The following is a 24,417-nucleotide window of genomic DNA, read 5'->3' as shown; positions in this document are numbered from 1 at the left end:
GACGGGGGGCTTTCTCTTGGTAGAGGCGTTGCAGGATAGTAGCAACTTGGGCAGCATGTGGAAGCAGAAAACGACTAAGTATTCATCTCCTCAAGTTCGGCCCAGAACACCTGAGGAATGGGTAGATTAGCTAACGCAAGCGTCTCATCAATCCGTTCCGGACGACTCATACCAACAATTGTTGATTCAATGCGTGGGTCACGCAGAGAGAATTGCAAGGCGGCAGCCGCTAGAGGAATTGCGTGCTGTTGACAGAGCCCCTCAATGCGTCTGGCTTGCTCAAGCAGAGTTCGATTGGCCTCCGCATACATATATCGAGGATATGTTGATGGTCCTTTAGCAAGCAACCCGCTGCCAAAGGGAGCAGCATTCACAGCAGCAATCTCATGTTGAGCGCACATGTCCCAGAAAGGGTGGGCATCTCTATTGAGCAGCGTATAGCGGTTGTGAGAGATGGCGACTTCGAAGAGACCTGTTTGCACGAAACGAGTCATCAAATCAATGGGGCCACCGGCAACCCCAAGATGAGCAATCAAACCTTCTTCCTGGCATTGCCTTAAAACCTCGACAGGGCCACCGGGAGCCATTGCTTGTTCAAATGTGATGTGTTCTGGATCATGCAAATATACTAGTTGTAGCTGTTCTACTCCTAGCAGACGTAGACTGCGTTCCACGCTCCTGCGCATTTGGGCACCGCTAAAATCGCCAGTTTTTAAATCGCGATCCGCTTTTGTCGCCAGCACCATCTCTTGCGGGAGCCCTCCTCGCTCGCGAATGACAAAGCCCAGGCGACGCTCACTCTCGCCATCTCCATACGAGGCCGCTGTGTCAAGAAAGGTGATGGGGCTGTCAAAAATGGCGCGAATCGTCGCCAATGCTTGCTCTTCTGCTACCTGATAGGCAAAGGTCTCAGGCATATTCCCAAGAGCTGCGCATCCCACACAAAGCGAGGTTACTTGAAGACCTGTTTTTCCCAATGAATGACGAGGTAGCGAGGGAATCTGTGGCATAGAGTCTCTCCTGTCAGAACGATTCATATGGTTTTAGCAGTCGACGTTGCGAAAACACTATAATCCCCGAAATAAGTGACTCTTCCCATGGAACTAGTGGGGCAAGGATTCAAGGACGTGTTATCCCAGCAACGCGACCACTGTGATCTGTTTATAGAATGCATTGCCGTTGGTTGCCAGTGAATGGATGGTCACAAGACTAATGGCCAGCCAAATGAAACGATAGCATACAGTCTATGTCCCTCTAATGTAGAACGAATATCCCTGGCTGGTCAAGAGTGCGGGAACTATCTGGCAAAAGAGTAAGCGTTGCGATCTGCTCGGAGGCTAAAATCTGAATTCCTTGTTGTTTGTCTTACCGCTGTTTTTTAAATCGTTATTCGCCGTTCCGTGAAAGACTTCTCTTGTGTGAATGTGTTTAGGTGTGTTGAAGATGGAGAGTAACGTGTAACCCAAAATAGACCCACTATCATTACCAAGCAGGCAATTTGGTACTTTTAGAATTTTTGGGTGCGTTTTTATTCATGCAACGATGACTTAAATAGGCAGGAAGAAATTGATTAATCCTGCATTTAAGCTGTGAACACATGGTGTGCCATTGAGTTGACCATATCAAGTTCACGCAATTCATTGTTGAAATATGAGGAGAAAACAATGCGCTTATCTCTAGCAATGGTAGACCGTGTTGTCAGGAAGCTTGGACCAATGAATGCCCTGGTGGCGAACCTCAGCGAGCGTGTGTTGCCCAAGAAGGATGCTCTTGCCTCCGGTCATTGCCCAACTTCCTATTATTGGTGTGGCAGCGCTCCATGTGGTAAGGGTGGAATCTACTATGGTCGATACGCTACAGACCCTTGTGCTGGGCTGACATGGTACGTTGCTTGTGACTGCTAAATAAAGACAACGCAGGCAGGCAGGCAGTCTGGCTCTGTTCTATCAGAGAGGCTGCCTGTTGGTCTCTATTTGCGCGTCATGCCCTCAAAGGTATCCTCCATGTTATGAAAAGCAGATCGACCATCGCTACCAAGCGAGCAAGTTAGTGCTTTTAGAATTTTATGTTTCATTTCTTATACATACAGCGATATTATATTAGCAGGTAGAAAAAGATTATTCCTGCGTTCATGAAGTGAACTTAAAAAGTGCCATAGAGTGGATCATATCGAGTTCACGCAACTTAATTGGGCTGTTTTCAGCAAATACTAGATCTTGTCTTGCGAGATCGAGAAGGAAATGTATGGTTGCATCGTTTCTCCTGGCGTTCTGTCGCCTGGTACTCAGCTTCGTTTTTGCCCTGTCATTTGTTGGGAAGCTACGCGACGTACGTGGACTTCGACAAACGATTCTCAACTTTCACATCCTGCCCCACTGGCTCAACTGGCTCAGCGGAGTTATCACATTCTTCGTTCTTGTCAGTGAGCTGCTGGTCATTATGGGTGGTGTTCTTGGCGGTATGTTCCTTTTACCAACATTTGTGTTTGCGGCGTTTCTCCTGATCCTGTTCTCAGGCACACTTATGTCAGTACTGGTTCGTCAGGTGCATACCTCTTGTAATTGTTTTGGCAAGAGTGACAAACCTGTTTCGGTCGGAGATCTCTGGCGCAATGGAGGTTTGCTCTGTTGCGCGCTGGGGGGAAGCGCCCTCTTCTTCTGGTCACAGCAAGAACAGGCCAGCCTACCATGGGCGGCCTGGTTTCTCGCAGGAGGGGCAGGGATCGTGTTCGTCGCCCTCTTGTTCTCGATAGGAGATCTGATCGCGCTCTTTCAGTCGTGGTAACAGTTTCATTGACGTTGCGCTGCATGAAAAGAACTTTTGGAAGAAATAGAAGGAAAAAACTATGCGCGTATCATTAGCAATGGTAGACCGTGTTGTCAGCAAGCTCGGATCGGTGAATACCCTGGTAGAGAACCTCAGCAAGCGCTTCTTGCCCAAGAAGGAAGCACTCGCCAGTGGTGCATGTTCCTATGATTGGTGTGGCACGACACCATGTGGAAAGGGAGGAGTCTACTATGGTCGGTACAGAACGTACTATGCTGTTTGTGAAACACCAAGGACAGTCTATGTTGCTTGTGACTGCTAAGTAAGACCAATGCATGCAACCGGGCTCTGGCTTACTAGAGCCGGGTTGCATGCCGGACTCTATTTGTGAGGAAATTCTTTGGAAACCATTCTTGTCATCAGTTCAGTGCTCCTCTGGGTGGGAGTACTCGGCAATCTACTCCTAACCCTGGCTCTCATACGTCGGGTGAACACCAATATGCCATCGACGATGTCATTAACCGCATTATCTATTACTGGCCTGCAAGTGGGTGACGTGGTACCACCGTTTACTGCGCGTACGCTTGATGGTCAGGCGAAAACTCTTGATGAATATATTGGTCATGCCACTGCATTCGTCTTTGTCTCTCCTGATTGTGAACCCTGCCATAACGTGCTCTCAACGCTGGTACAGGTGAAACCTCAAATTCAGCAAGGTGAGACAGACCTGGTGTTGATTTGCAATGGCGATGAGAAGCAGGCACGTACGCTCGCTGAACGATTCCCTGTTCACGTTCCTATACTGATCGCGCCTCGCAAGGAAAATTCTCTCATTCAAGACTATCAGGTACAGGGGACACCCTCTTTCTACATCCTGGATGCGCAAGGAAAGATCCAGGCCGCTGGTCATCCTGAACCGCATAACCTGGAGTGGCGCAAGGTGTTCGAACGCTGGACTCGTGAATAGGCATACGCAAAAGGTTTTTTTTGATGATTCCCTCTCTCCTGACTCCTGTTCTCGTTAGCATCGGCGTGTTTGTGGGCGTCATTGTCTGTGGCATCTTACTGATGCGTTCTCTCTTCCTGTTTGTCACTGTTCAGGGTGGGAGCATGGCTCCCACCCTGAAGCCCCAGGATCATGTCCTTGTACTGCGCAAAGGGATGACGAGAAAACTCAAGAAAGATGCTATCGTGCTGCTCAAGAATCTTTCAGAACAGCATCTTCTCCCATCTCCAGAAGCTTCTTTTATCAAACGTATTGTCGCGATAGAAGGTGAGACCTACATAGATACAAGCAGCGAGAAGCTCCCAGAGTCTCTGGATGAGTATCATACTCTGGATGAACTGGGGAGACGGCACTGGCGTATTCCTTCAGGAAAGGTCTTTGTCTGCGGCGATAATCGGGTGGTAAGCCGAGATTCCCGCATGTGGGGTCCAGTCTCTTTGAGCGATATTGAAGGGGTCGTCATTCATCAGTTTCGACGGAGAGAGAGAGTATCCGTTCCTGAGAATCCGATTACACCCTCTCTGCTCGCCATTGGGCAACAGGCTCCGGACTTTAACCTATTAGATACTCATGGCGAATATGTCAGGTTACAAGATACGCGTGGTCAGCGTCTTCTGCTCTTATTCGTTGCCTATAATCGCCTGGCGCATACGATGTTGCCCCCAATCCTTACAAAAGCAACACATATTGCCAGCAAGGGGGTGACCGTTCTCATCATGTGTGATGGCTCACTTGAGCGTGCCCGGCTCTTGCAAAAGGATTTCGCGATTACCCTTCCTGTCCTGGTCGCGTCTCAGAGTCAGACATCCGTCTACACGGATTACCAGATATATGGAAATCCCTGTTACTACGTGATTGATGAAGAGGGGCACGTCGCAGAAGCAGATATTGCCAATGCGCATTCCTGGCAATGGGACTAGCTCAATACGCGTAGAGATTGGAGACATGTGATATGGAGAAATTACACGCCTGGTTGCGCGTTGTACGCGAGTTATTACAAACGATACAGATCATCTTCAGGTTGTTGTGGAAGTCGGATCGGGGAGGCGTGATGACTTTATTAGTGCTTGAAGTTGTACAGGCGCTGGTACCAGTAGGGGCGGCATGGCTCAGTAAGGTCCTCTTTGATACTCTTGTGCGAGGAGTACAACAACAGAATACCGCGACATTACTTTCTAGCCTTCTCCCGCTCCTGGCACTACAAACGCTGGTCGTGATTGCTGGGCAGGTGATTACGCCCACGAACAAATATGTCAACGAGCAATTATCACTGAAGCTCACGTTTACCATGAAGTGCAGCATCTATCAGAAGTTGAATAGCCTGGCGGGTCTGGCACACTTTGAAGATCCACGTTTTCATGATATGTTTCAAATTGCTAACACCGCACACTTTATGCCGAAGCAGACGCTATCGAGCTTTCTCTCCATTATGCGGTCTCTTCTTACCTTTCTATCAGTCGTTGGCATCTTTTTCATCTTGAGTCCTCTCCTGGCACTTGTGATTGCTATTGCCACAATACCTCATCTGTATATCCATTTACGGTTAAGCAAAGAACATGTCCAGATGCGATTTGAGAATAATCCAAAGGAGCGCCAGGCGGATTATTACGGGCGAATTCTTTCCACGCCACGCTATGCCAAAGAGGTGAAATTATTTCAGTTAGGCCCCTTTTTTCTCCAGAGCTTCTTATCCCTTACAAAAGTGCTTCAATTGCATGAACGGAAGCATCAAAAGCGTGAATGGTATTGGCAATTGGGGCTCTCTGCTCTGGCTGCTCTCATATCCAGTGGCGCATTTATTGTCGTTGTTATGCAGGCTTTTGCCAGGCAGATTAGTATAGGCGATGTTGCCCTCTACATTGGTATCGCAGCAAGTGTGCAGCAATCGCTGCTCGTAATTGCGTTTTCAATTAGCCAGATAAACGAATATATTCTGTATTTTAAACGGTATAATGATCTACAAGCGTTGCCGCAAACAATCTCTCTTCATCGTACACCTCAGCGGGTGCCCATTCTGAAAAAGGGCATTACTTTTCAGAATGTCTCATTTCGCTATACCTCTCAGCATCCCTGGATACTCAAAGACGTCAATCTCTTTCTCCCTGCGCATCAGTGTTTGGCCCTGGTAGGTTTGAATGGGGCAGGCAAATCAACACTTGTAAAACTCCTGACGCGCATGTATGATCCAAGTGCTGGCGAGATTTTGTGGGATGGAATTGACATTCGGGAATTTGATGTGGATGAGTATCGTGGGCAAATTGGAGCCATCTTCCAGGATTTTTCACGCTATGATCTCAGCGCTCAAGAGAATATAGGATTAGGAAATACCACTCACATGAGAAATAGTGACCTGATCCAGAATGCCGCGAATAAGGCTGGTATTCATGAGCGTATTATGAACTTGCCGCAGGGATATGAGAGCATTCTCAGCCTGTGGATGGCAGGGGAAAATCAGGACAATGGGATAGATCTTTCTGGAGGCGAGTGGCAGAAGGTTGCCCTGGCACGCATGTTTATGCGCAGTTCCAGCATGCTTATCCTTGATGAGCCAACGGCCGCGCTAGACGCAGAGGCTGAGTATGAGCTGTATGCCCACTTCCAGGAGCTTATGCGTGGACATACGAGCTTGCTCATCACGCATCGTTTCAGTACGGTACGCATGGCAGACCATGTTGCGGTGCTTGATGGGAGCCAGATTGTCGAATACGGAACCCACGACAATTTGTTGGCGCTCCAGGGGCAGTATGCCAGGATGTATAATATGCAGGCTCAAAGTTACCTATCTGATAATGAAAGCCTCAATGACGTAGTTCTCTCCAAAAGCTGATAGGACAAACTCGTTCTTTGATACATCCCCGTAGCTTATCCGCATCTTTTTAGAGGGCTTCATAAGGAAACATAAGGCTTGGGCGGAATAAATCCCCACAGGTTATGTATGTATTGTTCCGCCCAGGATGCTCCAAGTGATCAAGCATTCATCATTGAAAGTGTAATAGAAATTTCGCAGGATTAAAAATGTATGGCATGCATTTGGAGAGCTATCCTCAAATACTATTTGCTATGCAAGCAAGCATATATATGGCATAATCGCAATATATTTGAGATCACTCAATATCTCCAAGGATGTGAGGAAACAGAACATCTATGCAATGCCGTAATTGCCAAGCCCAAATGAGTGAAGGGAGTCTTGTCTGCCCTTCCTGTCAGGCTCCAGTTCAATTCCCAATCACGCCAGATGAGCAGTTTGCGGAACCAGCCCCTTTTCGTGAATATTCCGACGTAACTAGCCCCTACATTCAGCAACCCATAGCGGCTCCAACCTATTCTCCGGTTGCGATGCCAGAGCCCAATGCCATTGCCGGAGTGCTACCGCTAGTCGCGCCAATGAAACCCCGAGTCAGAGCAAGGTTGGGTTGACCATTGCTTTCGTCCTGGTAATCATAGTCTCAATGAGCACTGGAAGTTTGCTCACCTATTTATTTATGCCGCGTGGGCAAGTTACCCAGGCATCCAGTTCTGACACAAGTCAAAAATCACTCAACTATGCTTCTGATGATCCACAAATAATCTATACCAGCGTAACAAGCAAAACACCAACTCGTGTTGATCCGTTGAATGATATAAGCACAAGTTATTGGGGCAACACTCCATCATGCTCTTTCAAAAACGGCTCGTTTCATGTCGTCGAAACAAAAGCAAGATACTTTGATTCATGCACATCAGAGATGATCTATAGCAATTTTGCCTTTCAAGTTGAAGTCAATATTCTTCAGGGAAACGCGGGAGGAATGACCTTTAGAGGCTCAGGACGGACACATACATATTATGTCTGGAGAGTTGATACTACTGGAGCGTATCGCTTGATTGTTTATAACAAAAGTGGCACAAGTCCTGTCTTGCTGGAAGGCGCGCATATACCCTATTTTAAGAGTCGGTACAATCAGAAAAACCAGCTGACCGTCATCGCGTACAACTCTGATATATTGCTCTATGTTAATCAGCACAATATTGGCCGTGTGAAGGACACATCCTATACGAGTGGATATATCGGACTTCTATCGTACAATAGTAGCGATACCACCGAGATCAGTTTCACGAATGCGAAAACCTGGATCCTCTCATAAGGAGTATGCATGTTACTGCTAATTTCATGGCTCGTTCGGTACGGACACGTTCTAGGAGCGGCTCTCTGGGTTGGGGGTATAATTTGTTTTCAAGAATAGGGACAAAAAGGTACAAACATGGACAGGCCTTCCCTTGCAACAGCAGCGACTTTGTGGTATATTTGTTCTACATTCACCACAGAGGAAGAAGAGCAGAAGATGGTACGTGGCTATCGAGGAGAACTCGACCTCAATAATGTACAGAAGACACTCTGCCGTAAACATGCTGGAGCCGCTCGCTGGGCCTTCAATTATGGTCTTCGCCGCAAACAAGAGGCCTACAAAGCTGGGCAGATAACGCCCACCGCCATCGATCTGCATCGCGAGATCAATGCTCTCAAGCCCTCTGAGCCTTGGATGCGCGAGGTCAGCAAGTGCGCCTTCCAAGAGGGCTTGCGTGACCTGGATGCCGCCTTCAAGCACTTCTTTCGCAAGTGCCGGCTCAAAAAAGCGGGCACTTGGAAAGGCAAGTGTGGCTATCCCCGCTTCAAAAGCCGGAAGAAAGCCATCGGTGGCGCCCGCTTCACCGGGAGCATTCGGGTGTCTGCGGGTGCCATCCAGTTGCCTCGTTTGGGAAGGCTCCGACTCAAAGAGCATGGCTATTTCCCTCTCAACGGCAAGATCAGCAGTGCGACCATCCGTGAGCAAGCAGGCAGATGGTTTGTCTCCATCTGTGTGCATGAGGAAGAGAAAGCATCCCAAGCAGCCACAGGCGACGTCATTGGGGTTGACCTGGGGATCAAGCGACTGGCGACCCTCTCTGATGGACGCACCTTCGAGAACCCCAAGGCGCTGCGCAAGAAGATCACGGCATTGAAGCGAGCTTCACGACGTCATAGCCGCAAGGCCAAAGGATCACGCAATCGCCAGAAAGCCAAGCTGCGCCTCTCACGGATGCATGCCCGCATCGCCAACGTGCGCCAAGACGCTTTGCACCAAGCAACCGCCCAGATCGTGGCGAGAACCAAGCCCGATGCCGAGCGACCACGTGTGATCGTCCTCGAGGATTTGAATATTGCAGGCATGCTCAAGAATCGCAGGCTGGCTCGAGCCATCGCCGATGTGGGCATGTACGAGTTCAAGCGGCAGATGCTCTACAAAGCCGAACAGGCAGGGGTGCAGGTGCTGCTGGCCTCGCGCTGGGAACCCTCCTCAAAAACCTGTTCGTGGTGTGGCTGGATCAATGAGGCGCTCGCCCTTTCGGATCGGGTCTTTGTCTGTCTGGAGTGTGGAAGCGTGCAAGACCGAGATGCCAACGCCGCCACCAATCTCGCGGCGTTGGCACAATAAACATGGCGTACCGCAAGTTCTGCGGGAAGTGACGCCTGTGGAGCAGATGTAAGACAAGCGAAAGGCTTGCTGTCTGCATTGAAGCAGGAACCGAATGCTGAGCATGGTTTGTCCATGTTTGGGTAAGTTTCGGAGAACGGATACGCACTCCTGGCCTTGTTCATCATACCATTGATGAACAAGGTGAAGGATGAGGCACTCATTCAGCGGGCAATCGCTATCGAGCGAGCCCTGACATATGTAGGAACATTCACCATGATCTTCGGTCTCATTCTCATTATGAGGACGCGTGGTTTTGGTAATCTGCTTGGGAGTACATGGGGAACTCTTATCATCATGGCCTTTGGTCTCGCCGTCGTGCTCTTAGGCGTTGGCGATAGTGGATTGCGTCCGGCGTTGAAGCACATCAAAGAGCAAGGAGAGGCGCCTGCCCGCCGTTGGGCTATTATCGGTTTTATCCTGACGGTCCTGGCTGTGGGAGTGATGACAGGTGCGACGTATGTCATTTGACGATTCAGCGCTTTGAGAACATAATTTACACCAATTTCACAACATGCCTGATCATATATCATTGCATTGTTAGCGAGCATTGGCGAAATATTTCAGCGCTCGCTCCATCTCGGCGATAAAGCCTGATACACCATGTGGGTTCTGGTGTGCCGCATTTACCATGAGCATTATCAGCGCTTCTCGAAGCAAGACAAGGCGAAAAAGAGGTTTATAGTTCCCCATAAAGATCTCCTGATTACCATATGAAGCCATTAGCTTGCTTGTGGGGACAAGTTCACAATAATACGCATCCCAGTTGACAAAATCGATGATCGGGTGGTTGCCAGAACAATCTTGCATGTCGATGATGCCGCTGATGTGATCGCCTTCTACAAAGATATGTTGTGGCCCAAAGTCTCCATGCACGAGGACTGGCGAAGTAAATTTGTACAGTTCGCGATGCGTGTCTAGTATCTCCAAAGATGTTGTGATTTTCTGTGTCGGGATATGCCAGTGTGCTGCTGCTTCATATAGTTCAGCCTCTCGTTCATTTGCCATAAGCATGATCTCAGCAAACGAGGTTTGCTGGCCCTTTGCATTCGCCTGGAGATAGCCGAATCCACCGATGTTGACGCTATGCAACCTGCCGAGGATCTCTCCAATCTGGTTAATAGCCTTGTTCACGTTCGATGTTCTCGCTTCTTTCAGCAGAACATCTAGTGGTCTGCCTGGAACTTTTTCTTCGATACAGAACATGATATTTGCCTCATCATATTCTGCCTGCTCGACAAGTAACACACGGGGTGTTGGCACACCAGCAAGACGTGCGGCATTCAGTGCCCAGCGTTCAGTTGCGAAGCGATGATTCGCTTTACGTGAAATTCTGACAATAATTTGGTGATGGTCAGTCGTTGTCACATCATACACTTCGTTGTCCTGACCAAGAACAACCCGGCTTGATTGCGTGATGGCACTTCCAGTTGCCCGGCGGACATAGTCGTGTATCACGCTGTCTGGTGTCTTCCATTGGTTGTGCTTTGTTTGAAGCCAATCATTTAAGGAAGAGGTCTCTGTCATATGCTTATCCTCACAAAAAATGAAATATTATAGACGATACATCCAAAAATTGCTCTTTTTATTTACCTGTGGGTGTGCTCCCCATGCCAGAGTCGACGCATCTCTTCATTCTTGGCAAGCAGACGTTGCAACGCCCTTGTACCTCTATCTTACCTTCCTTCAGAAGGAGAATGTGATCTGCCCCGCGTAGTGCTTCATGACTATTTGAGACCACAAGGTATGTGCTTCTTGGATGTGCAAAGAGACGTTATTGCGAGAAATATATAAGGAAACCTGTCAAATAATCTGAAATCGGTTAGCATGCGCAATTTACCTTTCCTTGTGTTGGCTACATTAGCTCTTTCGCAGATATAAACGTAAATCAACTCAAACATTGAAGGGATTCCAATAGATCAGATTGGTTCATCTTGCAAGGATGACCCGTATGTTATTGGTAAAATATTTCAATACATTGACATTTATTGCAAACATATGTTATATTTTTGTTGGGTATGTCAATAATTATTCAATTGAATAATTATTATTGCCAATAAAAAGTTAAAAATTAGCCGGCAAAGGTGCGTGTTGATGTGATTGAGCATTATTGTTGAAACATTTGTGTAATCATGCAATTGAGAAGGGATTTCTAATGAACAACCATCGCAACATTCTGATCTCGGGAGCGAGCATCGCCGGGCCTGCGCTTGCGTACTGGCTGAGTCGTCATGGCTTCTCCCCTACTGTCGTGGAGCGTACACCAACCTTTCGTGAGGGTGGCTACAAGGTTGATATTCGTGGCGTAGCAGTTGAGGTCGCTGACCGTATGGGAATCTTGAACGAAATTCAGCAGGCACGCACCGATATGCAAGAATCCATCTTTGTCGATAGCTCTAATAAACCAATTGTTACCCTGCCTGCTGACTTTATGGGAGGACGTGTAGGACGTGATGAAGAGATTATGCGCGGCGACCTGGCGCATATTCTCTACGAACATACTCGCGACACCACTGAGTACATTTTTGGTGACACTATCACCTCTATTCAAGAGGATGAGGATGGAGTTCAAGTGACGTTTGAGCGTGGTGCTCCACGTCGCTTTGATCTAATAGTAGGAGCTGACGGTCTGCACTCACAGGTACGCAATCTTGCCTTCGGAGACGAGACACAATTCACCCAGTCTATGGGTGGCTACCTTGCTTTCTTCTCTCTCCCAAATTTCCTTCAACTTGATCGTCAGGAGGTTTATCACGGTTTGCCAGGGAAGGCCGCCAGCGTGTACAGCATGGGAAAGGATGCTGAAGCGAAATGCGTCTTCTTCTTCTTTTCGCCGACGCTGAACTATGATTACCGCAGTGTTGAGCAGCAGAGGCAAATTCTGCTCGATGCCTTTGCCTCTGATGGCTGGCAGATTCCACGGCTCCTCGAAAGTGCTCGTCACGCCAATGACTTCTACTTTGATGCGATAAGCTTGATTCAAATGGATCGTTGGTCAACTGGCCGAATAGCGCTCCTGGGAGATGCTGCCTACTGTGCTTCACCAGCATCAGGTCAGGGAACAAGTCTCGCTCTGGTGGGAGCATACGTCCTGGCTGGTGAACTGGCTGAGGCTTCCGGCGATTACCAGGAAGCATTCGCTCGCTACGAAAACGAGATGCGTGCATATGTTGAGGCGAATCAGAAGTTCGCAATCAATTCAATAAAGAATATGATTCCCAGGTCACGCACACAAATATGGTTCCAAACCCAGATGATGCGCCTGCTTCCGCACCTGCCTTGGAAAGGCGCCTTTTTCGAGAAAATCACAAAAGAAATTCAGAGTGCGGCCAACGCCATTACACTCAAAGAGTATCAGAAAGCCTCCACAGAAACACCGAGCATATAGCCTCGCAATCCATACAGGGGCAAATTGAGCAACGTTGCCGTCATGCAGCAAAGGAGTTGCACATTAGGTAATTGAGCTTATCTATTACGAGTTTCAATCAACAAACGGGCTTAGACCGCATGGCAGATCTTTCCTTCATTTGTTTCTGGGGTGACCAGAGTTGAAAAGATATCAGGTGAAAGTAATAGTTGTTTCATTGGTAAGAATCAAGGTTATTGAGAAAGTTGTTTATTCTACTCAATCAGGTCGGCAAGCAGATCGCCTTGAGTTGCAAATTTAGGAGGCTTCATAAGAGCCTCCTAATGAATAACCCTGTTGAGCGCTGGAGAGGCGGCTTTTAAACGGTTCTGCTTCAACGCTCTTTACGGGCTCCAAGAGCGATACCCACTTTCTGTTATAGAGTCAGAACAGCCCTGAAATGTACTTGATTGGACATCATATGATCATACGCTTCGTTGGCGTGTTCGAGGGGAAACGTTTCAACCAGGGGACGAACACCTCGAAGCATACTGAAATTCAAGGTGTCTTCTGAATCCATGGCAGTACCAGAGGCCCATCCTTGAATAGAGCGGGAGCCGTTGATCAGTGAAGCCAGGTAGAGATCCGTTGCGTCGCCAGGTGCAGCTACAATAAGAAGCTGACCGTTAACCCCGACCCCTCCCAGGATCGAAGCAATCGCTTTGCCGCTGGGTGCCGTGGCTAGTATGACTTGTGCTCCTTCCATGCCCAGGAGTTCCTGGGCTGGATCGCTGGCTTTGGTATCAATATACGCGTCCGCCCCTAGCTCTCGGGCCAGGCGTTCTTTATCTTTGCCACGCGAGACCGCGACTGTCCTGAAGCCAAATCGATTGGCAAACTGGACGCCAAGATGACCAAGACCGCCCAGACCTTGCACCGCCACAAGATCCCCCGGTTTCGCCACACTATGGCGCAACGCATTGAAGGTCGTTATACCGGCACAGAGAAGTGGAGCCGCTTCAGCTGCATTGAGCTGGTCTGGTACACGGGCCAGCGCTTCTTGAGGCGCTACCATATACTCAGCATATCCGCCATCATAGGAGACGCCAGTGACTTGAGCTTGCTGGCAATGAATAAAATCTCCCCGACGACAGGGGATACACACAAAGTCGTGCCCACCATGCCAGCCTACGCCCACCCGTTGTCCAACGCTCCACGGATGCACGCCTTTGCCGACTGCGTCAATCACGCCGATCACTTCATGACCAGGAATACGAGGATAGGAGATGGAATAAATTCCACCGCCACCTTCCTTCACAATAATGTCGCTATGACAGACACCGCATGCTTGCACTTTGATGCGTACCTGATACTCTTGAGGCTCAGGAATTGGTCGCTCGACCAGTTCAAACGCACCACCCGCCCGAGACACCTGTACAGCCTTCATCGAGGACATAGCTCACCCCCCTTAAAGTTTCTCTACAAACGAAAAACCAAAATTCGTCTCGTAATTATAGCCCGATGCCAAAGATTGCCTGTTTTCCGCGCTTTCTTTAGCAGGGAAAGGCCGAGTGGGCATCATCACTCTCTTGAGCACATGAGAAGGCAGGGCTATTGAAAAGTCAGCAAAGAGACAAGCGAGAGCCAAACAGAGAGCCAGGGCCTGGCATCAAAGATACTCGCCTACTGATCTTTTCGCTCACCTCCATAAATATTTTCCATTCAGCAACAATCTCCTCATAAGCGAACATTATCATTTCCGTGACCAGATCAAGTAAAATCTGCCTTGAGCTCTTCACAGAAGTTGTTGGTGTTATCTCTTGATACTCAAGACACTGGAAAAGCAAGTAGGTAACACACAGGGTAAATACGTTCACAAGCGTTGTAGGAAATAGAAAGCGAAGATAACACATATCCACATTTCTTCGAAATCTTTCAGGCACCAATCTAGCCTGCTTGATTGGAAATACAAAATGACTTTCTTCTGTAATGTCATAGTCACTTTATAAATAATTTGACGGAAGCTCCTCTTTTATATATTGTATAAAAAACATTTACAAGATAGGAATGGTGTATGTCTACTCTCTTAGGACGGATGCAGTCGCGCTTTTCACGATTTCATGAGGTGGGTGATGTGGATCAGCAGGTGAAAATGAATAGGAAAGAGATCCCGCAGAAGAAGACCATTGCATCGCTTGATGGAGTTCGTGCCATTGCATGCTTTACTGTTGTAGGCTATCATATCAATCTGATCACGCGTGATACTGGGATCTGGGATCCTAAGGCCTCGTCATTTGGACATGCATGGATGACTGCATTGTTCCTCTCCGGCTTTTCAGGTGTGACTCTCTTTTTTGTACTCTCTGGTTTTCTGCTATTTCTTCCTTATGCTCGTGCCCTTTTGCTGAAAACGCCTTGGCCTTCACTACGCCTCTATTGTCTACGACGGGCCTTACGCATTGTCCCCGCGTACTATATCACACTCGCATTATTGCTTCTGTTTTATGATCGTAGCTATCTCCAGTTGCAGCATCTGGGGCATATTGGTCTTTTTCTAATATTTTTCATGGATTCCACAAAGGATACCTATCAGAAGGTTGAAGGACCATTTTGGACACTGGCTGTTGAAGCGCAATTCTATGTGCTCTTACCACTGCTCGCGTTGGGCATGCGTTGGCTGGTGCATCGCCTCTCTATTGTAGGACGTGGGTGGGTGCTTATTGGCTGCTTATGCGCATTGATGGTGTGGGGGGTGTGCATACGCGCTTGGGGAATAGAGAGCGAGCAGTTGTCTGGTCAGTTTTATGATGCCATTCAGGTTATTCGAATGTTTCTCTACGGACAGACCGGCAAATATCTGGAAGACTTTGCGGTTGGTATGTTGCTAAGTCTCTGTTATGTGGCGACCCAGCATCCCAAAGGGGGGTATTGGGCTGCTCGTCTGCGCCAGTGGAGCTATTGTATAGGCGGCATCGGCCTCCTGGCGTTGGCGGGGATGATGTGGTGGAACACGCATTTCGTATTCCATTTCTCGCCCTGGGAATTTCTCAATACGGTGTCTCATACGTATCCTTGGGTTCACGAATGGCTCTTTGCGTGCAGTTATGGCGCGTGCCTTGTGGCGATCCTTTATGGTCCGAATCACCTTCAAAGATTTTTTTCTTGGAAGCCGTTGCGCTCATTAGGCAATGTATCTTATAGCATGTATATGTGGCACTTTCCCTTGCTTATGATCTTTATGATCCAGGTGGGATACCGATTACAAAACGGCAACGGACTGATCATCTATGGGCTCTACTGGCTCTATGCGTTTCTTCTGATTGTTCCCTATTCAACCCTTTTCTATCAGCTCTTTGAGAAACCCGGTATAGCTCTCTCGGCAAAGATAGGTCATCGCAGCCGCCCCTTGGCTGAGAAAATTGAGCTGCCTTTCTCGGGGGAGGGAGAAGAAAGAACACAGAAGAGCAAGATTACTGTGGATGTATAATTATGAGTTGCCAATGATGCGCAGTACGACTCGGACTTCAATATAGATGTTGTTGGGCAATTGACACTTATTGAGAATAAGGATATTCTATTGTAGAAAGAAATATGGATGTCTGCCCTGGATCATAAAGGAGTTTGTATGTACAATCCCAATCAATATCCGCAGCAGCAGAGCTACCCGCCAAATCAGTATCCCCCACAGCAAGCATATCCACCTTATAATGGGCAATATCCACAGGTGCCTGGATCTGCGCCCAATCAATATCCTCCACAGCAACTCCCGTATGGACAGCACTCTTCTAAGGGAAGTGAGCAGAGGCGTGTCTACCGGCGACAGAGACGTGCCAATCAGTTTCAGATTCGTATGGGAGCATTAAGTTGTATCGCCATTGTAGCGGGATTCTATCTTATCGTTAGCGGTCATGCGAAAAACCTCACAGCAGCATTTGGGCTGATTGGGGGAGGTATACTGATTCTCTTGATTGTTGTACTCTCGTTGCTTCCACGCCGTTAGATGAGTATATCAAGGAGTGTGGAGAGTGGTTTGCTATGATGTTGACTCGGTTGAGCAGGCTCTCAGCCATGCTTTCCCCTTAGAAGAAGGCGTATGCTGCTAATGCAGCATACGCCTTCTTCTAAGGGGAAAGCATATGATGAGTGAAATTAAAGCAATTTCTTAATTGTACAATAATTTGTGGGAGGGAGGAGGAAGGCTGTTTTGCCTGAATGTATCCCCTGCTGAAAATGTTTCGCCACGAGACGCTGTATACGCACATCAATAGTCAGGTAGAGATCATCTCCTAAGAGCACTGGATTGCCGTAGGATTGCTTCGGCGAGAGGAGATAATGAATATTCGTGGATATAAATAGCCAGCATGATCGGACCCTTCGGTATTTCTTAGAGAGAAGCCATTGGAGAACACCATCCTTTGTCTATTGTTATCACTCCTTCGAGTGTGATGCAATGGGTAAGGTAAACCAGAAGGTCGCACCTTGACCAGGAGCGCTCTGTACGCCCACACAACCGGAAAGTTTCTCAATAAGCGTTTGGCATAGATAGAGGCCTAACCCTAAGCTCAGGTCCAGTTCGTGTTGCACAGAGCTTCCCCTGGCGCGATAGAAGCGATCCCACAGATGCCTTTGTTCTTCGACCGGGATTCCTGACCCTTCATTATGAACAGAGACCTTGGCGATCCCATTATTGACCGTAGTATGCACAGTTACAGGCTCGTCCGCAGGTGAATAGGTAAGAGCATTCGTCAGATAGGTGTTGAAGACCTGTTTCACCCGCTCTATATCGATGAGCACAGGTATTCTCTGATCTACCGATTCGAGCTTCATAACGATCTCATGCCCGTGACTTTGCTGTTGTTGCTCAATCACAATCTCATTGAGAAGCATATTCAAGTCACAATATTGCAGAAAGAGTTCAAGTTGATTGGTCTGGATGCGTGCATCGTCAATGATATTGTTGATCATCCGTTGCTGGATACGAGCGCTCTGTGAAGCAGAAGCTAAGGGTCGCCAGGCCTGCTCGAGATGCTTACTTACTTGCTCAGGCTGGGTGGCTACTTGCTGATCAAGTATTTCTAGCCGACGTTGGGCTAATTGCAGATTGCCCAGGATGCTTGTGAGAGGGGTTCGTAACTCGTGGCTTGCCAGAACAAGGAAATCATTGCTCAGTCGCTTCACTTCATGCAATACAAGTTCTCTGGTCTGATCCTCAGTTTGCTCATGCAGATAGTTGAGACATTCTACCACTAGCGTCGCCTGTGCTGCGACGGCCCTTACCAGTTCTATTTCCTCCTGAGTGAACATACTCTCCACCCCTTCCTTGAGGATACAGATCAACCCAACAAATCGTTTCTCAAGAAACAACGGCATCATTAGGATACTCATAGAGGCTAGGCTCTCTAAATCAGGTGGGAAGTGGACATGATTACCAGGAATTGTCACCTCTTTATTGGCGAAAAGGCGAGTAAGCACTGGCTCCTCAAAAATATCTGAGAGCGTTATGAGTCCACTTGTTGCTCGCTCGGGCGCTTCTTGTTCAGGAGTAAAACCGCTACCAGCTACATAATACACACGACCTGCCTGTCCAAGAGCCTTAAGGCTTACTCGGTGGCACCCTATAACATGACGAACTACATCCACCAGTTGCTGTGAAATGAAGACGACAGGTGGTGTTAGGAGAAAAGATCCTTCTGTCCAAGCAATAGTTAACTGCTCAGGAATGTATTCGGGGAGGTGCGTGATAGATTCTGTTAGAATCTGCACTGCTTCATGGACGCGCTGAAGATGAAGTGCCTGCTGATATTTCTGTGAGACTTTATGGAAAATAAACACTGTTCCCCGAATGTGTTTTTGCGCGTCAAGCACAGGCGAACAGGACACACTTGCGGCAACGCTCAGTCCAGAAGTGGCCTGGAACATGATGTTTTGCTCAGTTGGGTGCATACCGTGCACAGTAGGTTGCATAAGCCAGTGAACGGAAGAGAGGGGGTGCTGCTGCTCATCAAGGACAGCCCGACTTTCAAGGAGCTCCCGCATGGTTCTGGGTCGATACTGAGGCTCGCATGTCACTTCAAATAGACTCAAAGCAGCATCATTCATCTTGCGAATCATTCCATCTTGATCGCAGATAATGACTCCATCCAGGAAAGGAGCGAAGATCGCATCATATTGATTGAATAGCTCAGCCTCATTCTGTGCGACTGACGGCTCTACTGTTGCACACAGATTTGAGCGCTTCTTCACAGGTATTGCGCTTAATCTCTGTTGCCTCATGATATGTTGCTGGCTTTTGCTCATCTCGTTCTTCCCTATATATAAGGAACGCTCAACCATTCCATGAAAGAAGAGAAACAGCGATAGGACAGGGTTATTATATATCGCCAGCACAAGATTGCAATCTCATCCGATTCTACGTTAAATTTATGAGATGCTCCATGACGAGTATCTCTTTTTGTATCTTTGAGTGCGCTGTCAGCTTGTCTGCCTCATGCTATGCTCTCGAGACAAGTTTGATACTTACATCTTGAATAACCATAGTGGAAGGATACAAAACATGCGATTATCTATCCGAATAGGAGATGTCCTTGTGTTTACTGGGTCTCTTGTCGCTTTGATTTCCTATCTCGGTTTTGTGATTTTGAAAAGCATGAGCTATACCACCCCATTGCTCTCCTGGCTGATACTCGCAGTGCGATATGCCATTGAGACACACAACAACATTTCGTTGCTAATATTAATGTCCCTCTGTCTAGGTGTGGTTCTCTGGCCTATTGTGGGGGTCTCGCTCTGCCTGCTCTCATGGAAAAGGATGCGATTAAGTGGAGGCGCGCTTAAGCAAAAGAGAAGAGATGCCAACTGGGTCATTGGGTTGGGGCTGCTCTCGATACTTATTCTTCTTGGGCTCTTTTGGGGATCACGTGCAATTATGGTTTATAAGAGTATACATCTTATGCTCTTGGTGCCCCCGGCTGTGGTTCTGGTAGGAGGGCTGATAGCAAGATACACTGATGGGGGTCGTTAGAATCATACCGGTTGTGATCTGATTTATTCTGTCTGCTGTAACTTGTATCGTTTTTTGTATCGAAAAAGAGGTAGATACAAGATCCATCGCTTACTATATTTGTAGCAGGAGAAAGGAACATGTGGAAAGGAAATGTTACTCAACGATATAGAAGAAAAGGAATTCAGATTATATGTTCTCAATGAGAAGAATGATGAGAATCAGTAGTATGTTGGCTATGGGATGGTTTCGGTATATATCTACAGCTCATGCGCAATCCCCTACACTGCAAAAAGCCAAAGTACAAGATCGCCTTGTCAATGAAGATTTGAGTGCGTATTTTCCCAACTATAAGGACGCAACATTTGTCTTATATAGCGAGAAAGAGCACCAATATACTATCTACAATAATGAATTAAGTGCTACGAGGATGTCTCCATTCTCGACGTTCAAGATTGCCAACTCACTTATTGGATTGGAAACAGGAGTCGTCAAGGATGAAAATATCGTCTTCAAATGGGATGGTTTGCAGTATCAATTCCCCAACTGGAACCGTGACCACACTCTCCAATCTGCTATTCAGGGGTCGGTTGTCTGGTATTACCAGCGCGTAGCCGCTGAGGTTGGTCGAACCAGAATGCAGCACTATCTGAATGCTATACCCTATGGTAATGCAAATATGTCTGGCACCTTAATTGACTTTTGGCTGAACTCTTCTCTCAAAATTTCTCCACGAGAACAGGTTGACCTGTTGAGGAGATTACATAACAACGACTTGCCTTTCTCTAAGAGAAGTATGGAGATAACCAGAAAGATTCTGGTTATGGACAAGCAAAATGGCGCAACTTTCTCGGGAAAGACAGGGACTAATGGCTGGTTTGTTGGGTATGTAGAGACCCAGGGAAATACGTATTACCACGCGACCAAATTGGGGAAAGAACTTGCCCCTGGACAAGCGCTTATCTTCAATGGCAGCGAAGCTAAAGCCATTACACAGAAAATTCTTCAGGACAAGCATATTTACAACTCCTCTACAACACAGGCTCAGCATTTTTAGCAAGTAGACTGATATGATTTTTGTAGGCCATTCATCAACCAAGCCAATGAAGAGATGAAAGAGGTCATCTCTTTATTGGCTTGGTTGATGTTTAACGAGAATATGTCCTAAGGGGAGGTAACCTATTGATGCGTGTGCAGGAACCCCCAATTTAAAAGCGTACTGGCATCAGTCAGGCGCTGCCGCTTTCCTGGTGCTTGTAGAATCGCACCGATGAGTTGTTGATGGACGCCAGTTGCCGAGAAAACCAGGCAATAGCCCGCTTCATATGTATAGCCAGTTTTCACACCTGTTGCTCCTGCATATCGTGAGAGAAGTTCATTGCTGGTTTCCCACAGATAGGCATGATGCCATCTGGTGAGTGGTAGTTGGTAGCGTTGAGCTTGAACCAGGTGTGCGAGAAATGGATTGGCTAAGGCAATGCGTGCAATATGAACAAGATCAGCAGCGGTTGAGTAATTAGTTTGTTCGTTCTCTGCCAGACAATTGAAGGATGGGGTTCCACTGGGATTTACGAAAAAGGTATCGTGAAGATGGAATTGCTGGGCATACTGGTTCATCAATTGAACAAAGGATTTCATCGAACCCTCCAGCGCGTCAGCAATAATGACGGCTGCGTCATCCCCAGAGGGAAGCATCATCGCATAGAGAAGGTCTTTCAATTGGAGTTGGTCCCCTGCTTGGAGTTGAAGCGTATTTCCCCTATGTCTCTCGATTAGGTCCAATATTTCTTGTTTAATAGTAATGCGTTGCTCAAGATTGGCATGCTCGATGGCAATGAGAGCTGTCATCATTTTGGTTGTACTGGCGATGGGGACATGCTGGTGGCCCTGGATTTCCAGGAGTAGTTGATCACTACTTGCATTCAGCAGGTATGCTGGTCGGTGTGGAGAAACCGGAGGTTTGATGCGAGTAGAATAATATTTTTGATCTCCCCCGGATTCTTGCAATAATTGTGTGGCATTGATTGTAACCACACCTGCTGAAGGGAGAATCCCTGTCCGTGCGAAATTCCCAAATGCTGCTAGGGATGAGGGAACAACCCCTAGAGCATGAGCAAGTGCTTCTGTTAGTTGGGAAGAAGGAACGCGCTCGCCGTTCTCTATTTTTCTGACCGTGATGGTTGCGCAATGAAGGCGTGCAGCCAGTTCTGCTTGCGTAAGCGCATACTTTTTTCTCTGAGCACGTATCCATTTGCCAAAATCTCTCTTCTGTTCCATCATGGTTGGTAGCCGCTTCTAGCTGTTCAAGAATATCATTATTGTAGTATATCTATATAGTTGATCTTAAATTAGAAATACCCCTCTTTAAAGAGAACGTTTCTCTCTACAGAGAATTAACAAATGGGAAAAAGGTAGCAGCGATAGGAGATACGGCATACATTTTATATTCTCGCAATGAAATTCAACAGTTAGCGTACCCCCACTTTATACCTCAGAAGATGGTAGCCAGATCAATTATTGACATAGATACAAAGACACATTTCAGGTAAGTAGCACAGAGCACGAAAGAAATGAGATTCTTTCGTGCTCTGTGTAGTGTTTCTCTCCCTGTTCCTTATATGTGTCGAAAGAGCTTAAGCTGTGCTGATGCTCTCATTCGCACACGTTCTGGACAACAGTTGCCTCGTAGGCTGGAACCCATGCCTGACGATGATTGTAGTTAATCTCGTACCAGACAGTGCCGTTGGCCTCTGTAGTCCTTATCTTAGAGGCGAAGATAGCGCCATTGGGTGCGTCTCCAATCTGATAGTAATCAGTGTCGATTGGGCTCCCGTATATTTTCGCTGCCGTCGCATTGCTGAGATTCAGAGAAACAAGGGTGCCTGTTGATTCGACAGCCGCGCCTGGAGGAACTGCAAGCCAGGCAGTCTTAGCGTTCGCAAAATAGCTCACTGTCTTATCGTGTAGGTGCGTCTGTTCGCCATACCAAATCTTGTACATGGTATAGCCAGTTCCTGCGGGATCTGTGACCTTGTCAAGATAAGCATAGCTCATGTTGGTCTCTATATTATTGGTCCCGTCCGTAATATCGGAGTCGCTTCCATGAGGAATAAGACCCGATGCTGTGCTGGGACCATTGTACAGGTAGAAGTAGTTAAAGTTCGCAGGCGTCTCAGTGCCATTCATCTTCTCCGGATTCTCGTCTGTCGAGGGTTGGAGCGTAATAATATGGGAGTTTTCTTCCTCATCTGGATAGGGAACACCCTGTTTGTTAATCAGGTCCATATAGTAAGTCCAGAGCCAATATGGACCTGGATCGACATGGTTTGGTGTAGATGATGCTGATGGTGAAGGAAGGGTTGCATGAGAAAGGAGGTGTTCGCGATCCAGTGGAATATTGTATTTCGTGAGTAAGTAAGCAACCAACTTGGCAGAACCAAGGTATTCGGCGGCGTTATACCATTGGAATCCGGTGGCGTCAAAACCCGCGTGTTCAATGCCAATTGAGCGCTGATTATACCAGTAATTACCACCATGATAGGTGATATCGGTATCATGTACGAGCTGATAGACAGTGCCATCGGCATCTACAACGTAATGAATGCTGACGCCGCTATGTACATCTTGAAAGATGTTCAGGCCAGCCTGGGCGGAGCCTTCGATATCGTGAATGGCAACAAAGTTGATTGGCAAATCTTCGGGGCGCTTCGCGCTCTCGTATGTGCAAGAAGCATTAGCACTGACTGCATTGCAATCAAAGGTCTGAGGATCAAGGATGCAATCAATCGCGCCGGGATAATCGGTTTTACCATCATCGACACAGCCAGTCGGAAGGCCTTCAGTAGTTTTCATACCGCGCAAAGTACCCTTATTGGCGATAACATTCTGGGGAGCCAGATAGATTGCCTCACCGTGTTCCGTTGTTGCGCTAAAGCCTTTTTTCAAGATGGTATATGCTGCGTCTGCATACATAGTGGCTGTGGACCGGGTTGTGGCATGGCTATAAGCCGCAACGACGTTATACCAGTTGTTAAGTGAAGCAGGCAGGGTGGAATTAGTGGATAGCTGCAATGCCTGATCGCGTAGAACCGCCGCACCACCACGAATATTAGTGGCAATATCGCTCTTGAGTTGGTTTGTACTGACATCTAGTAGTCTACTTGCCTGGTCAAGAGTATCTGCGTGTTTGTTTTTTACCAGGTGCATACATCCGTAACCCTGGTCAATACTAGGGCTACCTCCGTGATTGCTTAGGCGACCTTCCATATAGCAAATGGCCTTTAATAATTCGGCTGGTATGCCAAATTCATTGGCTGCCTGATCGAATGCCGAAGCCAGGCTGCTACTGGCCCTGGTATGTGCAGAGGCTTGGGATGGATTGCCAAAGATTGTTGCAACCAGGAGTGCCAATACGCAGAGAAGAGGAATGACAATACGACTGAAATATGGGTGTTGTCGCTCACTCATGTTCTACCTCCAAAAAATCGTCATTTGAGTTACAGGGGGGGCTGATTATCCAGGAAGAGGTTTTGTACCTTTGTGTGTATTGATAAATCAGAATATATTAACACAGCCAAAATTGTAGCACATATGAGCTGCCTTTTGAAGAGTATAGTACTAAAATAGAAGATGTGATTATCAATAGGACAAGCACAGAATTCTAGTAAGAATAGCTTGTGTTTTTATTGGAAACAATCAATATAATGGAAGAAGTGCAGGTGAAATAGTCAATCTGGGATATGCATTAAGCAATGCCGCGCCCCGTTTTCCAGAGTTTCTAGAAGGCGGGAAGCGGCGTCTTAGAATT

Annotated in this window: 21 protein-coding genes; 15 read left to right on the top strand and 6 right to left on the bottom strand. The window is 47.4% G+C overall.

Annotated features, from left to right (window positions below):
- Positions 1 to 74 precede the first annotated feature (74 nt).
- The gene (locus K3T82_RS20415) at positions 75 to 1,010 is read right to left on the bottom strand and encodes an aldo/keto reductase (protein ID WP_220195393.1); all 936 of its coding nucleotides are present in this window, start codon (positions 1,008 to 1,010) and stop codon (positions 75 to 77) included.
- A gap of 654 nt (positions 1,011 to 1,664) precedes the next feature.
- Here K3T82_RS20415 and K3T82_RS20410 point away from each other — a divergent pair.
- The 10 genes from K3T82_RS20410 (at position 1,665) to K3T82_RS20360 (ending at position 9,735) form a co-directional block, all read left to right on the top strand.
- Complete coding sequence (locus K3T82_RS20410; RefSeq protein WP_220195392.1) at positions 1,665 to 1,904, top strand: hypothetical protein; 240 nt, start codon at positions 1,665 to 1,667, stop codon at positions 1,902 to 1,904.
- 340 nt (positions 1,905 to 2,244) lie between these two features.
- Positions 2,245 to 2,784 (top strand): MauE/DoxX family redox-associated membrane protein, encoded by a 540-nt coding sequence (locus tag K3T82_RS20405; RefSeq protein WP_220195391.1) that lies wholly within the window; start codon positions 2,245 to 2,247, stop codon positions 2,782 to 2,784.
- Positions 2,785 to 2,845: 61 nt separating this feature from the next.
- Positions 2,846 to 3,088, top strand: coding sequence for a hypothetical protein (locus K3T82_RS20400; RefSeq protein WP_220195390.1), 243 nt, complete (start codon positions 2,846 to 2,848; stop codon positions 3,086 to 3,088).
- A gap of 78 nt (positions 3,089 to 3,166) precedes the next feature.
- Positions 3,167 to 3,733 (top strand): peroxiredoxin family protein, encoded by a 567-nt coding sequence (locus K3T82_RS20395; protein ID WP_220195389.1) that lies wholly within the window; start codon positions 3,167 to 3,169, stop codon positions 3,731 to 3,733.
- A gap of 23 nt (positions 3,734 to 3,756) precedes the next feature.
- The gene (gene lepB / locus K3T82_RS20390; RefSeq protein WP_220195388.1) at positions 3,757 to 4,692 is read left to right on the top strand and encodes a signal peptidase I; all 936 of its coding nucleotides are present in this window, start codon (positions 3,757 to 3,759) and stop codon (positions 4,690 to 4,692) included.
- 32 nt (positions 4,693 to 4,724) lie between these two features.
- Positions 4,725 to 6,599, top strand: coding sequence for an ABC transporter ATP-binding protein (locus tag K3T82_RS20385; RefSeq protein WP_220195387.1), 1,875 nt, complete (start codon positions 4,725 to 4,727; stop codon positions 6,597 to 6,599).
- 317 nt (positions 6,600 to 6,916) lie between these two features.
- Complete coding sequence (locus K3T82_RS20380; RefSeq protein WP_220195386.1) at positions 6,917 to 7,189, top strand: hypothetical protein; 273 nt, start codon at positions 6,917 to 6,919, stop codon at positions 7,187 to 7,189.
- Positions 7,186 to 7,896, top strand: a complete 711-nt coding sequence (locus K3T82_RS20375; protein WP_220195385.1) for a hypothetical protein — start codon at positions 7,186 to 7,188, stop codon at positions 7,894 to 7,896. The genes K3T82_RS20380 and K3T82_RS20375 overlap by 4 nt, the downstream gene beginning before the upstream one ends.
- 117 nt (positions 7,897 to 8,013) lie before the next feature.
- Positions 8,014 to 9,225 (top strand): RNA-guided endonuclease InsQ/TnpB family protein, encoded by a 1,212-nt coding sequence (locus K3T82_RS20370; RefSeq protein ID WP_236031425.1) that lies wholly within the window; start codon positions 8,014 to 8,016, stop codon positions 9,223 to 9,225.
- A gap of 174 nt (positions 9,226 to 9,399) precedes the next feature.
- Complete coding sequence (locus K3T82_RS20360; RefSeq protein ID WP_220195383.1) at positions 9,400 to 9,735, top strand: hypothetical protein; 336 nt, start codon at positions 9,400 to 9,402, stop codon at positions 9,733 to 9,735.
- Positions 9,736 to 9,804: 69 nt separating this feature from the next.
- Here K3T82_RS20360 and K3T82_RS20355 read toward each other — a convergent pair whose 3' ends face one another.
- Complete coding sequence (locus K3T82_RS20355) at positions 9,805 to 10,791, bottom strand: phosphotransferase family protein (RefSeq protein ID WP_220195382.1); 987 nt, start codon at positions 10,789 to 10,791, stop codon at positions 9,805 to 9,807.
- Positions 10,792 to 11,419: 628 nt separating this feature from the next.
- Between K3T82_RS20355 and K3T82_RS20350 the strand changes: the two genes are divergently transcribed.
- Complete coding sequence (locus K3T82_RS20350) at positions 11,420 to 12,652, top strand: FAD-dependent monooxygenase (RefSeq protein ID WP_220195381.1); 1,233 nt, start codon at positions 11,420 to 11,422, stop codon at positions 12,650 to 12,652.
- 394 nt (positions 12,653 to 13,046) lie between these two features.
- On the opposite strand, the gene K3T82_RS20345 is transcribed toward K3T82_RS20350, so the two are convergent.
- Entirely contained in the window at positions 13,047 to 14,066 is a 1,020-nt protein-coding gene (locus K3T82_RS20345) for an alcohol dehydrogenase (RefSeq protein ID WP_220195380.1), read from the bottom strand.
- Positions 14,067 to 14,684: 618 nt separating this feature from the next.
- Here K3T82_RS20345 and K3T82_RS20340 point away from each other — a divergent pair.
- Complete coding sequence (locus K3T82_RS20340) at positions 14,685 to 16,097, top strand: acyltransferase family protein (protein WP_220195379.1); 1,413 nt, start codon at positions 14,685 to 14,687, stop codon at positions 16,095 to 16,097.
- A gap of 138 nt (positions 16,098 to 16,235) precedes the next feature.
- The gene (locus K3T82_RS20335) at positions 16,236 to 16,610 is read left to right on the top strand and encodes a hypothetical protein (protein WP_220195378.1); all 375 of its coding nucleotides are present in this window, start codon (positions 16,236 to 16,238) and stop codon (positions 16,608 to 16,610) included.
- 428 nt (positions 16,611 to 17,038) lie between these two features.
- Here K3T82_RS20335 and K3T82_RS20330 read toward each other — a convergent pair whose 3' ends face one another.
- Positions 17,039 to 18,907, bottom strand: a complete 1,869-nt coding sequence (locus K3T82_RS20330; RefSeq protein WP_220195377.1) for a sensor histidine kinase — start codon at positions 18,905 to 18,907, stop codon at positions 17,039 to 17,041.
- A gap of 256 nt (positions 18,908 to 19,163) precedes the next feature.
- Between K3T82_RS20330 and K3T82_RS20325 the strand changes: the two genes are divergently transcribed.
- On the top strand, positions 19,164 to 19,631 hold the full coding sequence (locus tag K3T82_RS20325) for a hypothetical protein (RefSeq protein WP_220195376.1): 468 nt from the start codon (positions 19,164 to 19,166) through the stop codon (positions 19,629 to 19,631).
- Positions 19,632 to 19,839: 208 nt separating this feature from the next.
- Complete coding sequence (locus K3T82_RS20320) at positions 19,840 to 20,667, top strand: penicillin-binding transpeptidase domain-containing protein (RefSeq protein WP_220195375.1); 828 nt, start codon at positions 19,840 to 19,842, stop codon at positions 20,665 to 20,667.
- A gap of 122 nt (positions 20,668 to 20,789) precedes the next feature.
- Here the strand turns inward: K3T82_RS20320 and K3T82_RS20315 are convergent, their stop codons facing one another.
- Both K3T82_RS20315 and K3T82_RS20310 read right to left on the bottom strand, forming a co-directional pair.
- Positions 20,790 to 21,890 (bottom strand): helix-turn-helix domain-containing protein, encoded by a 1,101-nt coding sequence (locus K3T82_RS20315; RefSeq protein ID WP_220195374.1) that lies wholly within the window; start codon positions 21,888 to 21,890, stop codon positions 20,790 to 20,792.
- A 372-nt stretch (positions 21,891 to 22,262) separates the two neighbouring features.
- On the bottom strand, positions 22,263 to 24,077 hold the full coding sequence (locus K3T82_RS20310) for an N-acetylmuramoyl-L-alanine amidase (RefSeq protein WP_220195373.1): 1,815 nt from the start codon (positions 24,075 to 24,077) through the stop codon (positions 22,263 to 22,265).
- Between the last annotated feature and the right edge of the window lie 340 nt (positions 24,078 to 24,417).

Origin of the sequence: Ktedonospora formicarum, assembly GCF_016587355.1 — a bacterium.
GTDB lineage: Bacteria > Chloroflexota > Ktedonobacteria > Ktedonobacterales > Ktedonobacteraceae > Ktedonobacter > Ktedonobacter formicarum.
The sequence above is the reverse complement of the archived record's forward strand: the minus strand, read 5'-3'. Positions and strand labels throughout refer to the sequence as shown.